The organism is Exiguobacterium algae (assembly GCF_018617875.1).
GTDB lineage: Bacteria > Bacillota > Bacilli > Exiguobacteriales > Exiguobacteriaceae > Exiguobacterium > Exiguobacterium algae.
Window position 1 is genome coordinate 457,549 of sequence record NZ_JACSKZ010000002.1, and the last position, 14,388, is coordinate 471,936.

Annotated in this window: 12 protein-coding genes; 5 read left to right on the plus strand and 7 right to left on the minus strand. The window is 51.8% G+C overall.

Annotated elements, in window-relative coordinates; all coding sequences use genetic code 11:
- Positions 1–3: 3 nt before the first annotated feature.
- The 4 genes from KNP03_RS07555 to KNP03_RS07570 are packed head-to-tail and all read right to left on the minus strand — an operon-like array spanning position 4 to position 4,177.
- Positions 4–1,041 carry a type IV pilus twitching motility protein PilT gene (locus KNP03_RS07555; protein ID WP_214827661.1) on the minus strand — a complete coding sequence of 346 codons (1,038 nt, stop codon included), beginning with the start codon at positions 1,039–1,041 and terminating at the stop codon, positions 4–6.
- Positions 1,034–2,704: a GspE/PulE family protein gene (locus tag KNP03_RS07560; RefSeq protein ID WP_338082718.1), complete on the minus strand. Its 1,671-nt coding sequence runs from the start codon at positions 2,702–2,704 to the stop codon at positions 1,034–1,036. Before KNP03_RS07560 ends, KNP03_RS07555 begins: the two co-directional genes overlap by 8 nt.
- A gap of 1 nt (position 2,705) precedes the next feature.
- Positions 2,706–2,996 (minus strand): hypothetical protein, encoded by a 291-nt coding sequence (locus KNP03_RS07565; RefSeq protein WP_214827662.1) that lies wholly within the window; start codon positions 2,994–2,996, stop codon positions 2,706–2,708.
- Positions 2,993–4,177: a G5 domain-containing protein gene (locus tag KNP03_RS07570; protein WP_214827663.1), complete on the minus strand. Its 1,185-nt coding sequence runs from the start codon at positions 4,175–4,177 to the stop codon at positions 2,993–2,995. Before KNP03_RS07570 ends, KNP03_RS07565 begins: the two co-directional genes overlap by 4 nt.
- 158 nt (positions 4,178–4,335) lie before the next feature.
- Here KNP03_RS07570 and KNP03_RS07575 point away from each other — a divergent pair, with 158 nt between their 5' ends.
- Genes KNP03_RS07575 through KNP03_RS07585 form a run of 3 tightly spaced genes read left to right on the plus strand, consistent with a single transcriptional unit; the run spans position 4,336 to position 6,959 of the window.
- The gene (locus KNP03_RS07575; RefSeq protein WP_214827664.1) at positions 4,336–4,785 is read left to right on the plus strand and encodes a type IV pilus modification PilV family protein; all 450 of its coding nucleotides are present in this window, start codon (positions 4,336–4,338) and stop codon (positions 4,783–4,785) included.
- The gene (locus KNP03_RS07580; protein ID WP_214827665.1) at positions 4,727–5,287 is read left to right on the plus strand and encodes a PilW family protein; all 561 of its coding nucleotides are present in this window, start codon (positions 4,727–4,729) and stop codon (positions 5,285–5,287) included. The genes KNP03_RS07575 and KNP03_RS07580 overlap by 59 nt, the downstream gene beginning before the upstream one ends.
- 16 nt (positions 5,288–5,303) lie before the next feature.
- Positions 5,304–6,959, plus strand: coding sequence for a hypothetical protein (locus KNP03_RS07585; protein WP_214827667.1), 1,656 nt, complete (start codon positions 5,304–5,306; stop codon positions 6,957–6,959).
- A 56-nt stretch (positions 6,960–7,015) separates the two neighbouring features.
- Here the strand turns inward: KNP03_RS07585 and KNP03_RS07590 are convergent, their stop codons facing one another.
- Entirely contained in the window at positions 7,016–8,527 is a 1,512-nt protein-coding gene (locus KNP03_RS07590; RefSeq protein ID WP_214827669.1) for a hypothetical protein, read from the minus strand.
- A gap of 75 nt (positions 8,528–8,602) precedes the next feature.
- A complete protein-coding gene (locus KNP03_RS07595; protein WP_214827673.1) occupies positions 8,603–9,817 on the minus strand; it encodes a bifunctional folylpolyglutamate synthase/dihydrofolate synthase in 1,215 nt (404 codons plus the stop codon).
- Positions 9,818–9,925: 108 nt separating this feature from the next.
- On the opposite strand from KNP03_RS07595, the gene KNP03_RS07600 reads away from it, so the two are divergent.
- Both KNP03_RS07600 and KNP03_RS07605 read left to right on the plus strand, forming a co-directional pair.
- On the plus strand, positions 9,926–11,362 hold the full coding sequence (locus KNP03_RS07600; protein ID WP_214827676.1) for a protein adenylyltransferase SelO: 1,437 nt from the start codon (positions 9,926–9,928) through the stop codon (positions 11,360–11,362).
- Positions 11,363–11,455: 93 nt separating this feature from the next.
- Complete coding sequence (locus tag KNP03_RS07605; RefSeq protein WP_214827679.1) at positions 11,456–11,650, plus strand: hypothetical protein; 195 nt, start codon at positions 11,456–11,458, stop codon at positions 11,648–11,650.
- 64 nt (positions 11,651–11,714) lie between these two features.
- Here KNP03_RS07605 and KNP03_RS07610 read toward each other — a convergent pair whose 3' ends face one another.
- Complete coding sequence (locus tag KNP03_RS07610; protein ID WP_276313813.1) at positions 11,715–14,375, minus strand: valine--tRNA ligase; 2,661 nt, start codon at positions 14,373–14,375, stop codon at positions 11,715–11,717.
- Between the last annotated feature and the right edge of the window lie 13 nt (positions 14,376–14,388).

Sequence of the window (14,388 nt, forward strand, 5' to 3'; positions counted from 1 at the left end):
TCGTCACCTCATCTCTTCTACTGCGACTGGATTCGGATTGATCATGCCTTGCCGGAGGAGCTGTTCAATTGCGGCGTCCATCGACTGCATACCGGACTGGCGGTTTGTCTGGATGACCGTCGGAAGTTGGAACTCCTTCTCATTTCGAATCAGGTTCGCGACCGCGGTATTGCCGACTAAAATTTCCATCGCTGCGACCCGGCCTTTCGGAATATCGATTCGGGGGTACAGGCGTTGACTGACGACACCGACCAAAACGTTCGCGAGCTGTGTCCGGATTTGATCCTGCTGTTCTGCCGGGAAGGCATCGATGATCCGGCTGACGGTCGACATGGCACTCGACGTATGGAGTGTCGCCATGACGAGGTGACCGGTTTCGGCTGCGGTCATCGCCGTCGAAATTGTCTCCAGATCACGCATCTCCCCTAACAGGATGACGTCCGGGTCCTGGCGAAGCGCGGCACGGAGCCCACTCACGAACTGCGTGACGTCCGTCCCGATTTCCCGCTGGTCGACGATACTTTTGTCATGCGTATGTAGATATTCAATCGGGTCCTCAAGCGTGATGATGCGCTTCCGCTGTGTCCGATTGATTTCTTGAATCATTGCCGCAAGCGTCGTCGATTTCCCTGACCCGGTCGGACCCGTGACAAGGATCAGCCCATGCGGTTTCTCGATGAGGCGGTTTAATACCGGCGGCAAGTTCAAATCATTCATCGTCGGAATTTCCCCGGAAATGGAACGAAAGGCAAGGGCAATCGTCCCCCGCTGATAGTAAGCGTTGACCCGAAAACGACAGATTCGCGGGATGCCGAACGAAAAGTCGAGGTCCCGGTCATGATCGAGGCGCTCGCGCATCTCTTCGGTCATGATTTCCTGCAAATAAGACTCGATATGAGGCGGGAGAAGTTTTTCGTCCCCTAAGTTGATCAAGCTGCCGTCGACCCGAATAATCGGTGGCGCCCCCGCAGTCAGATGGATATCGGATGCACCTTGGGTGACCGCTTGCGTTAAGATGTCTTCAATCGATTGATTAATCATATGCACTCTCCGTTATGACCGTTCTTAAAATCTCTTCTGTCGTCGTTAGACCGGCCGCAACTTTCTCAAGACCGTCTTTCAACAAGAAGGTGACGCCCGACTGTTTGGCATAGTCGACCATTTCCGATTCGGTCGCCTGGTTCATAATCATCCGGCGCATCCCTTCATCGATTGGGACGACCTCGTGAATGGCAAGGCGCCCCCGGTAGCCGGTGAAGTTGCATGATGCGCAGCCACTCCCCCGGATGATGTGTTCAACCGGCACATCCTCCGCCTCGAAAAGGATCCGTTCCCGTTTGGATACTGGCTCTTCTTGTCCACAATCCCGACAAACGCGACGCACGAGACGTTGTGCGACCAGTCCGCTCGTCGAGGCGGCGACAAGGAACGGTTCGACCCCCATATCCACGAGACGCGTGATGGAGCTGATCGCCGAGTTCGTATGTAAGGTCGAGAGGACGAGGTGACCGGTCAGCGAGGCGCGAATGGCAATCTCTGCGGTCTCGGTATCCCGAATTTCTCCGACCATGACGATGTTCGGGTCTTGGCGCAAGATGGAGCGCAGTCCGGACGCGAACGTCAATCCGACTTTTGTGTTGACTTGTACCTGATTGATTCCGTCGAGTTGATACTCGACCGGGTCTTCGACCGTGATGATGTTCTTCGTCTCATCGTTCAATTCCTTCAGTGAGGCGTATAGAGTCGAGGACTTACCGGAACCGGTCGGCCCCGTAATCAAGATGATGCCGTTCGGTCGCTTCAACATGTCCCGATATACGAGCTCGTTCTGCTTACCAAACCCAAGTTTCGTCAAGTCGGTCAGCCCTTGGGATGAATCCAGCACCCGGATGACGATTTTTTCTCCGTACATCGTCGGGAGCGTTGACACGCGGAAGTCATATGCGCGATTTCGGAGCGTGTATTTGATGCGTCCGTCTTGCGGCAGACGACTTTCGGTGATGTCTAAGTCGCTCATTACTTTAAGACGCGTCAGCATGACGCTTTGAATCTTTTTCGGATAAATCGTCTCGGTCCGTAAGTCACCGTCGACCCGGAACCGGACATGTAGCTGGTTCTCGTGCGGGTCAAAATGAATATCCGAGGCCCGTTGGTCGATCGCACTTAAAAACAGTTGATTGACGAGTCGGATGATCGGTGCGTCTTCGCGGTTCATCGCCTCTTGTCGTTCTAACTCCGGTACGTCATCCTTCAAGATTTCTACGAGGGAATGGTCCATCTCATAGTAACGACTGATCGTTTTACGAATTTGTTCACGTGTCGCGATCCCGACGTCGATATTCATTCCCGTCTGCAAGCGGATGTCATCGATTGCGATCAAGTCGAGTGGGTCGGCCGTCGCCACAAAGAGCGTGTTTCCATCCATGTCGATCGGCATGATGTCGTGCTTTTGGGCAATCACTTTCGGGACAAGTTTTGTCACCGCCACTTTGATTTCCCTTGAATACAAGGAAATGACAGGGACATCCAACTGCTCATGCAGTGACTGAATCAACTGTGTCTCGGTTATGTAATTCAAGCGGATGAGTGTGTCCCCTAGCTTCTCACCCTTCCGCTTTTGTTCAAGTGCTTCATCGAGTTGGTCCGTCGTGATCAATCCACCCTCGATCAGCATCTCGCCTAATCGTCTTTTAGTCCGTCTCACCTTACTTCACCATCCTTTGCGGGACCTCCTCTTGCTCATGTTCGAGCTCACGCTCTTCCACATAAACGCTCAAGGAGACACTTCCAATGAAAGCAAGGACGAGGAGAAGCCAGGCCCACCACGTCCGTTCGTATGATTCGATATATCCGGTAAATACACCGGCTGCGATGAGCGCAGCCGACAAACTGATCACGATTTTCGTTTCCTTCTTCAGCATGGACGGGACAGGCAATGCGAATAAAGTGAGCGTGGCCAGTACCCAAAAGCCGAGTAAAATCAAATAGCCGATCATCCGACCGCCCCCTGTTCAGAAGGGTCTTCATTTAAAACGGGTGGCTCATCCTTTTCGTCTTCCTCGACCTCATCGTCAGGGAAAGTCGGGATGACCGGTTCACTCGGAGCCGGTCCTTCGGCCGGTACCGAACTTTTCGTCACGATTTCCGGTGTCGGTTCATAAAAATCAAACCCGAGAAGCTCGGTCGTTTCCGTATCATTTTTTACGATGATGCGATAGAGTTTCCCGGTTTGACCAGTCTTCCCGGTTTGCGTCACCGTCGAAGTACCGGACGGGAGAGCAGAGGAGAAGCGAATGACTTTCGGATAAGGCACGGTCATCACCTCTTCGATCCGTGTCTCATACGCATTCGAGAATGGCTGACCGAGGAGCTGCACGGTTGCCGTATTTCCTTCGTATAATACGAGCATCGTGTAGGTCGACGTTTCCCGGTTCTGGACGGCAAAATTGGAGCGCACATCGATTTTGACATCGTATCCGAGTTCGACTCCTGACGGGAGCTTCGTATGCGGAACCCGTTCCAGAATCTCAAAAGGTGTCGCGGCAAACATTCGATAGAAGGACGGTCCCAGTTTCGTGAGGACGTCCATGTCTTCTCCGAACGCCTTCAAACTGAAGATGTCACCCGCAGTAAGCTCAAGGCCGTTCATCCGGTCAAGAACAGATTGAATCGCCGGAGTCTGACTGACCGTGAACGATGCGACGACCTCGTTTTCTTTTGCGATCTGTTCGAGCGTGAGTGTCGAGTTCAAGTTTGAAGCGGCTTCTTTCATCAGAGGGATGAGCATCGATTCAGTCACCGGTTGATTCTCGATATATGGGGCGACCCTCATTTCGTCAATGGTTGCCTCAAGCGGATAATTTCCTGGTTCTTCGATGGAGGCGAGTGTCTTCGCGACATCGAACGATACGACATCTTTTGCAATATCAATCAACGTCCCATTCATCAGGTTGACGGAGAACGGGAGTGTATTGAAATCCTCAATGGCTTGGTTGAGTCGAAGCGATGCTTCATCTGTCGTCATCCCCGAAATGTCGACTCCTCCGACCTTCGTATTTTCGTATGTACGGCTCGTTTCGGCCGATGCATTCAAATAGTTCATTAGACCGATTGTCGGCATGGTGATGAGTAAGACGAGGCCGACCAAAATGAAAACGTGCATCCCAAACCGCTTCATGAAAATTCCCCCCGTAATCTTGATGAGACTTATAGAATATGTATCCGTTATTGATGTAACTTTAGTATAATCGATATTGTACAGAAAATTACAATTACTTTGTATTTGTAGGTAGTTTTTCCTATTCTTTTATTTTATTTTGAAAAGGAGGTCAACCGATGTCCCGTTCAGAATCCGGCTTCACCCTCGTCGAAGTACTCGTCTCAATCGTCGTCATCTCGATCCTAGCACTGTCGATGATGAGTATATTCTCGAAAAGTCTTCAAATCACCTCCTCCGATTTGGATCGGACTGTCGCCAACCAAATCGCTCAGAACACACTACATACGATCGAACGTCGGGCAAGCGACACGGCTACCGCATTCGATATCGAGTCACTGACAGAAGATGCGACCGGACAATGTAACTTGTGCCAAGTCAGCATCAACGGACGTGACTTCTCGATTGCCATCACGTCACCCGAGTCCTCGGAGACGGTCATGAACATCACGATTCTCGTTGATTCGGATACACTACTTCAACCGATCACCCTGAAAGGAGTCGTCACCCATGCGTCACTTCATGAAAAATTCCCTAAAACCAGTAATCCTGAAGCTTCGACGCCATGAGGATGGCGTGACCCTGGTCGAACTGTTGCTCGCACTCGTCATCTCATCTATTTTCGCAGGCATCGTCATCACCGTTTTCTTATCCGGCTCACTCGGATTCAGACTGACGAATGATACGAGTTCACTTCGGGCGGAAGCGGACTATCTCGTATCTTCCGTCATGCAGGATTTGAATCAGACGAAATTTGATGCCGTGACAAAAACCGACGACTTGTACACGTTTTATGTATTGACCGACCCTAAAGTGTCGTCAAATGGAATCTTGTACCGGGAGAACGGATACGTCGATACAGGGAAGACCCTCTCCTCAACCGCCCTTGCGTCCTCATCGAATGAAGTCGTGCTTCAGGAGGTCGTCGTCTCGATTGTCGGGGCAGAGGCTGATGCCCGCATGATCGACCAGACTTATTACACATCCGGACTGTTTGAAGTGAAGGTGACCGTCGCCCCGTCAAATAACCCTTCACAAGCAAAGACGTTCACGAGTACAATCCCATTCTAGGAAAGGTGGAACCCGTATGAAGCAAGATGAACGAGGCTATGTTCTCATTCTCGTCCTCGTGACGATGGCCGCTCTAGCCGTCCTGTCACTCGCCGCGATTCAAGTGAACCTAGCCACGAACAAGCAGACGGTCATCCGGGTCGATGAGACACAACTCGACACAGATGTAAAAAGTACGTTGAACCTCCTCGTCTCCGATCTACGAAAGACGTTTCCGATTCACGATGTTGATACCGTCCCGTCCTATATGGAGACGCAGCAAGCGTTTCAGGATGCGGTCGATGGCGTGCTCGTTTCGAACGAAACCTATACCGGCACCCGCCTTTCAGGGAACAATACCGTCATCTATTCCATCAGCCGGTCCGCGACGGACCGGGTCAACGCTCCTTTCACAACCGTTCTGACGCTAACGGCGACCGGAACGACCAACGCGAGACCCGAGCAACCGACCCAAACGGCGACCTATTCCCAAGAAGTGTATTTGACGGCCCTTCCGTCATTCCTCTACTACGTTCTCGGTTCAGACGATGCGTTGACCATCAACGGACCGCCGATGGTCACGGGTGACATTTACGCGGAAACCTCGCTCTCTTTACAACGTACGGCGATGTATCAACTCGGGACGACGAGAAAGAGCATCGACAACCTGTCGACGAGCCGCTTCTACCTGGACGGACAAATCGACCTGGCACCCGGCACCTCGTGTACCGGATGTGGAACATCCGGCTATTTTGCAACGAGTCTCACCCCGAGCGCAAACGATCAACCGAACATCGGACAAATCGAGTCCTCCTTCTCACCGTTTCACTTTGATTACTCGATTATTCAGTATGCCAACCGCTTCAAATCGTCTTTACCAAAATTCTCATATGACACACCGCCAATCGATTCCATCTTTTCGAGCGGCTTACTAACTGATGATATCGAACCATTTGTCCAGCAATCTTACACGGCACCCGGTGAGACGACACCATTGACCCGCTCGACGGAATACCTCGACCCGCAAAAACTGGATGCGATCGATTCTCTCACGATCATCCGGTCGCCTAATTCGAATGCGACTCCGATGATGATTACCGAGACGGTCGCGAGTTCGAACGTCCCTCTTTTATTTGATGGGGACGTCACGATTGATGGACTGAACGGTATCACCATCAGCCGTCCGTTACTCATCAATGGAAACTTGACGATCCGTGGGGAAGTCTCCTTCAACACGACCGTCTATACGTTGGAGGATGCGTTCATCGACCGGGCGGAGATCACCGGGGTCAGTCATTCGCAAGACAGCTCGCTCGTCTTACTCGCAAAAGGGAAAGTGCTGTTGAACCGGATCAATGAATTCTCTGATACGGCGCAACCGTTGCAGGCGTTTCTTTACAGTGACTCGACGGAAAAGAGTCAATTGTATGCGGTAGGCTCCATCATTCAAATCAACGGTGGGTTCTATAGTAAAGGCCCTCTCGAGATCAATACATTCCGCGGAACGTTCCGCTCGCTACCTGACCAAAGTGCGAAAGAAGCACGATTCGCCTCAGGAAACGTCACCGCCACAGATGACATCGTACAATCACGGCTCGTCATGGAATATAACGATGGGGTCTTCCAACAGATTGACACCCTCCCCGTCTCGAATCAGCTCCAATTGTTCGTCGGACAAGCGATCAAACAATGACTACAAAAAAGGAAGCCGTCTGTTCACAGGCGGCTTCCTTTTTATGTGCATTTCATTTAATAAAAATCTCCGGTCGGATTTTCCGTCCCCGGATTCGGATCGGTCCCGTCCTTCACCTGAACGTAAAACGTTTGGGAAATCGGTTCCGGTCCTTCCCCTTCCGGGAACGAGCCACTGACGTCCTCGGTCACGAGACCGACTTTCGCAAGTCCCGGTTTTAATAGAATCAGTTTGTCCCCGTCGACCTGGAGCACGTCCACTCCCTCTAGCACGGTCAAACCGTACCCTGTCACGTTCGCCGTCTCCGGCCAGAACGAAACCGGGTACGCATAAGGGCTGTCACTCATATAAAGGATGACGTTCGGTGTCGACACAAGCTGCGGGTATTCATTCACTTGAACGAGCACACTCTTCGATTGATCGATATAGTCGGTCAAAGCACCGGTGATTTGCACGCTTTGCATACTGCCATGTTGTGCCTGAATCATCGCCGTATGAAGTCCCGTCGAGGCGACAGTGAGCGCACTGGAGTCAGATTTCCAGGACACGCCTAACCGATCCTGAAGAACGGTACCATCTGCTTTCGATTGCTCCAACGCGACGTCGATTGTTTGATAGACCATGTCGCCTTCACTGTTTTTATATACCCAAAGCACATCCGGTTCAGGGACGAGCGACAGCATCGGTAATTTTGTCGTGACCTTCAGGGCGTTCGATCGAACGGTGAATCCGTTCGGGTACGTATAAGTCGCCCGGACTTCTGTCTCTCCGACCCCGACTGCTGTTAACTCCGTCGATGTATCCGTCTCTTTCGCCAGTTCGAGGATTTCGTCGTCAGCGACTTCCCAGTCGATCGAGACGTTGTCAGGTATGGTCGAGGATAGTTTCGCTTCGACCGAATCACGCTCATTCATGTAAAGTGTGAGCGATTCAGGCAGTTCGAGCACGAGACCTTTCACGGTTGCGATTCTTGTCCCCAACAACCCCGGGTTCCCCTCGTATGTGCGGTCATGTTTCACGGAGCTCGCTCCTTGCCCGGCATGATCCGCATAGAAGTTATACTCGAACTTCCCTTCTCCGAAGGCGTATTCCCCTGGCGTATGACCCAATAATTGAATGACAATCGACGGCTTCAAGTTCGTTGTCCCTTCCTTACACGTAACGGTAGCCCCCGAGTTTGTTTTCCCACATTCAAAGTCGAGGCTCGCCTTTAATTCCCGCGTATTCGCATCGTACGTGGCCCCGTCCGGTAACGGGAACAACACGTCAAATCCTTCCGGGATCACTTCGACGAGTTCGGCCTGCCATTGAATCAGTTCATACGAATTTAAATTCGGTCCGCTGATTTGGGTCAACACCTTCTCCAAATCAAACGTGTACGTCAGTTCAAACACAGAACCCACTACTTCGGTGTCAGGCGAGAGTGTTCGCGAGATCTCACCGATGAGCGGATTCGTCACACTCGTAAAGTTTTGCTGGCTCGCAAAGCTTTTCGTGATGATGGCACTTGCGAGTAAAAAGACAAACAGGATCAAAATGCCGTACTTGGATCTAAGCTGCTTACGCATCAGGGGCTCCTCCAGTCGGTTTGTCATCACACTACTTCAATTAATTCATACCCCTTCCCCAAGGAATATACAAGTTTATTTTTGCAAAGTTTGGAAATAAGTTCTTACTTCGCTTATAAAATACAAGGAACCTGTGACGACGAGCGTCTTGTTCGAATTCTCTTGGATCCGGTCACTCAGCCACGCCTTCCATTCAACGAAACGTGCCCCGTCCTGAAGCAAACTCTCTTTCGTCCGCGCTCGGGGGAAGTCAAACGTCGTCTCAAATACCTCACCAACCGACTGAAGGGAACGGATCATGCTGTCCCGGTCCTTATCTTCGAGAATTGCTGTTAAGATCACGACCTCTCGCTCGACACTCAGTTGGTGAACGAGTGCCTCGATCCCTTCTTTATTATGTGCCCCGTCCAATAGAATACGAGGTTGTCTCGAAATGAGTTCATAGCGCCCGGGATGTTGCGCTTTCTCCAAACCTGAAGCAATCGCAGCCTCATCCCACTTTAAATAACGGGCGACTGCGACCGCGCACGCCCCATTATCCGCCTGATGTCGTCCGGTCAAGCCGAGTGTGACCGGTCGCATGTCTTCATACGTGACCACAGTCTCTGTCCCGTCTTCGACCGTTTTCACCAGAAGCCGCACAGACTGAACAGGAGACCGATGGGTTTGACCTTCCTTCTCAATCAGTTCAATAAGGTTCTCCGCCTCTAAAGCATGGAACATCGGGACACTTGGCTTCATAACACCAAACTTCTCCATCGCAATCTCTTCAATCGTCTCCCCGAGAATACCTTGGTGATCATGTCCGACCGAGGTGACCACCGTCGCAAGCGGGTGCTCGAGGATGTTCGTCGAATCGAGCCGACCTCCGAGACCGACTTCCCAGATGACCAAATCGGGTTGTTTTTCATGAAAATATAACCACGCCATCGTGGTCAGCAGTTCAAACTCCGTCAATGTCTCAGGCGCCTCTTCGGCACAAGCCTTCACACGATTTGCCACCCGGACAAGGTCTTCTTCCCGGATCGGCTCTCCATTCAGCATGATGCGTTCCTCGAACTGGATGATGTATGGAGAGGTGAACGTGCCGACCGTCAATCCTTGTTCCATGGCCATCGTACGTAAAAAAGCGACCGTCGATCCTTTGCCGTTCGTCCCTGCCACATGAATCGCCGGAAGTTCTTCTAACTTCAACCGTTCGAGCATCCATTTCATTCGTTCAAGCCCCGGTTTGATCCCAAACCGAAGCTGTCCGCTCAACCATTCAAATACATCTTGTCTCGTCTTCAATCGACTCACCCCTACTCTTTCCACTTCTGTTCTATCTTATCAAAATTCGTGACAGCCGTTATGAAAAAGCGTCTGTGCTATACTCGAAGCGAAGAAGGAGGAATCGCCATGACAACTAACTGGAACTTCGAGGCGAGCTACCTCGAACTACGGGACATCTTTTATGACCAGGGAAATATTCACCCGGTCGACAAGCCGGAACTCGTCTTGTTCAACACGCAATTGGCTGAATCGCTCGGTCTTGCCCCAGTGGCAATACAGAACGAGGTTGACTTGTTTGCGGGAAATCGCCAGGTGGAGACCGCGTTCTCCCAAGCCTATGCCGGTCATCAGTTCGGTAATTTCACGATGCTCGGAGACGGACGTGCCCTGATCCTCGGTGAATGGGTGACCCCGAACGGCAAACGTGTTGACGTTCAATTGAAAGGATCCGGTCCGACCGCATACTCCCGTGGTGGGGATGGACGTGCCGCCGTCGGTCCGATGGTTCGTGAATATCTCATCAGCGAAGCGATGCACGCCCTCGGCATTCCGACAAACCGTGCCCTCGCCGTCGTCAAGACCGGTGAAGCCATCATGCGCCAAGGGCCGAAACACGGTGCCGTGTTGACGCGTGTCGCCTCGAGCCATCTTCGTGTCGGCACATTTCAATACGCCGCTGCGGCCGGTTCGATCGATGACGTCATCGCACTAGCAGATTATGCAATCAGACGTCACGACCCTGACCTGATGGATGCACCCAATCGATACGAGCAATTCCTCGGTCGTGTCGTGGAACGGCAGGCGCGACTCATCGCGAACTGGCAACTTGTCGGTTTCATTCACGGCGTGATGAACACGGACAACATGTTCATCAGCGGAGAAGGTCTCGACTATGGCCCGTGTGCGTTCATGGATACGTATCACCCTCATACCGTCTTTAGCTCGATTGACCATGAAGGACGCTATGCCTATGCAAATCAACCGTATATCGGTTCGTGGAACCTTGCCCGACTCGCAGAAACATTGCTGCCACTCCTTGGCGAAACAAAAGAAGAGGCAGTCGATGTGGCGAACAAACAGCTCACCCGCTACACCGAACTGTATAAAGAAACGTACTTCACCGGACTTGCCCATAAAGTCGGTCTTTACGCCCGAAAAGAAGGTGACGATGCGCTCACCGATGAATTGCTTCGGTTAATGTTAGAGACGGAGGCAGACTATACGAATACGTTCCGCTCGTTGACGCTCGGCGAGATTGAATCCCTTCCATTTGCAACACGTGAAGATGGGAAGGCATGGATTCAGGCTTGGCGAAAACGGATTGGTGAACAAGGATTGCCAAACGAAGACGTCGTTCGAATCATGCGTCAATATAATCCATCTGTCATCCCACGTAACCATCACGTTGAAAAAGCCATCCTTTCAGCGGAGCGCGGTGATTTCGGGCCGACCGAGGCACTGCTTCAGGTACTACGCGAACCTTATAACTACGACCATTCGTCCGAATACGTATCACCAGGTCCGCCTCGAACGTATCCGTATCAGACGTTTTGCGGGACGTGAACCATCCTACCACTGTAGGATGGTTTTTTTTGGAACAATCCGATACACTCAACCTATATATTGCCTACATACTTTTTACTTCGGAGGTACGTGATGCGTCTATTGATTGCAGTCGTTTCGCTCGGTTTCGCCTGTCTGTCATTTCTTGAGATTTTGCAACTTTCTTCTGATCATCGAGATTGGTTTCTAATCATCCCTCTATTCTTTTCACTCATCTCACTTTTTCAGTTTTTAAGGCATTTGAATGATTTGATGGAACCACTTCCTAAAGAAGAAACTGAAGCCTAATCGGTTTCAACAAAAAACCCCCTTTTGACAAAGCACAAGCTCAGTCAGAAGGGGGAACTTTTTATTATTTACGCAACTCTTCCAAACGGGCGCGGACCGCGTCACGCTTGTCGAGGTAATCTTTTTCTTTTGCTTTCTCTTCGTCGATGACGTGAGCCGGTGCCTTGGCGATGAAGCCTTGGTTTCCGAGTTTCTTCTGCACGCGCTCGACTTCTTTCTCATACTTCGCCACTTCTTTTTCAAGACGGGCGATTTCTTCTTCGAAGTTGATGAGGTCTGCGAGCGGGATGAAGAGCTCCGCTCCTGTCATGATTGCGGACATCGACTTGTCCGGAGCCGTGAGGCCACGTCCGATTTCAAGCTCTGTCGCGTTCGTGAACTTGCCGATTGTCGCTTCATTTGCGCTCAAGTAGCCTTGTGTTGCATCGTCGCTCGTCGAGATGAAGAGCTGAATCGGTTTCGACATCGGTGCGTTCACTTCGGCACGGATGTTACGAACCGAACGGATAACGTTCATCACGGCTTCAAACGCTGGAACCGAGTCCGCGAAGTGAAGGTCGTCACGGCGCGTCGGGTAGCTTGCACGAACAATTGAATCACCTTCGTGCGGCAAGTGTTGCCAAATTTCCTCTGTGAGGAACGGCATGAACGGGTGCATGAGACGCATGATCGAATCAAGCGTGTACGCGAGCACCGAACGTGTCGTGTGCTTCGCCGCTTCGTCCTCACCGTAGAGCGTGAGTTTCGCCATTTCGATGTACCAGTTACAGAACTCTTCCCAGATGAAGTTATACAGGTAACGGCCAGCTTCACCGAACTCGTACTTGTCGACGAGGCGTGTCACTTGGTCAATCGTATCGTTCAAGCGTGTGAGGATCCACTTGTCAGCAAGCGTCTTCTCGCCCGTTAGGTCGATGTCCTCGTACTTGAGCCCTTCCATATTCATGAGGGCGAAACGGCTCGCGTTCCAAATCTTGTTCGCGAAGTTCCACGTCGACTCGATCTTCTCCCAATAGAAACGAAGGTCGTTCCCTGGTGTCGAACCAGTAAGGAGGAACCAACGGAGTGAATCCGCTCCGTATTGGTCGATGACTTCCATCGGGTCAACGCCGTTTCCGAGGGATTTCGACATCTTGCGTCCTTCCGAGTCACGGATGAGACCGTGAATGAGCACATCGTTGAACGGTTGCTTCCCTGTGAACTCGAGTGATTGGAAGATCATGCGAGATACCCAGAAGAAGATGATGTCGTATCCTGTGACGAGGGCGCTCGTCGGGAAGTAACGGTTGAAGTCCGGTGCGTCCGTGTCCGGCCAGCCCATCGTTGAGAACGGCCAAAGCGCTGACGAGAACCATGTGTCGAGGACGTCTTCGTCCTGTGTCCAGTTTTCACTGTCCGCCGGTGCCTCTTTCCCTACATACACTTCGCCTGTTTCGTTATGGTACCAGGCCGGGATGCGGTGACCCCACCAAAGCTGACGGCTGATACACCAGTCACGGATGTTCTCCATCCAGCGGAGGTACGTGCCTTCGAAGCGTTCTGGGACGAAGTTGACTTTCGTGTCGTCGTTTCCTTGTGCTTCGAGTGCCGCTTTCGCGAGTGGCTCCATGTCAACGAACCATTGTTTCGAAAGGTATGGCTCGATGACTGCGCCTGAACGCTCTGAGTGACCGACCGAGTGCGTGTGCGGCTCAATCTTCACGAGTGTGCCGTCCGCCTCTAGGTCTTTGACGAGCTGCTTCCGGCATTCGAAGCGGTCGAGCCCTTCGTACTTGCCGGCGTTCTCGTTCATCTTCCCGCCTTCGTCCATGACGAGGATGCGTGGAAGCTCGTGACGGTTTCCGATTTCAAAGTCGTTCGGGTCGTGGGCTGGCGTGATCTTCACGCAACCTGTACCGAACTCCATGTCCACGTAATCGTCGGCAACGATTGGGATTTCACGGTTCATGACCGGAAGCATGATCGTCTTCCCGATGAGGTGTGTGTAACGCTCATCTTTCGGGTTGACGGCAACCGCTGTATCTCCGAGCATCGTCTCAGGACGTGTCGTCGCGATCTCGATGTGACCCGATCCGTCAGCGAGTGGATACTTCATATGATAGAACGCACCCTCGACTTCTTGGTAAATAACCTCGATATCCGAAACGGCCGTCTTTTGAGCCGGATCCCAGTTGACGATATATTCGCCACGGTAGATCAAGCCTTTTTCATACAAACGAACGAATACTTCTTGAACGGCTTTTGAGAGCCCTTCGTCGAGTGTGAAGCGTTCACGCGAGTAGTCGAGGCCGAGACCAAGTTTAGACCATTGGTCGCGAATCGTCTTCGCGTACTCGTCTTTCCATTCCCACGTCTTCTCGAGGAACTTCTCACGACCGAGGTCGTAACGCATGACGCCTTCTTCACGAAGTTTTTGTTCGACTTTCGCCTGTGTCGCAATGCCGGCATGGTCCATCCCTGGGAGCCAGAGGACGTCATAGCCTTGCATACGCTTGAGGCGTGTCAACAAGTCCTGGAGCGTCGTATCCCACGCGTGACCAAGGTGAAGTTTCCCCGTAACGTTCGGTGGCGGGATGACGATCGTGTACGGTTGTTTCGAATCGTCCTCGTCTGCTTTAAATACATCGTTCTCTAACCAATAGTCGTACCATTTTGCTTCTGTCGCACTTGGGTCGTACTTCGTCGGCATGGTGATTTCGTTTGTCTCGTTTGTTTCGTTGGCCATGTGCCCAACCTCC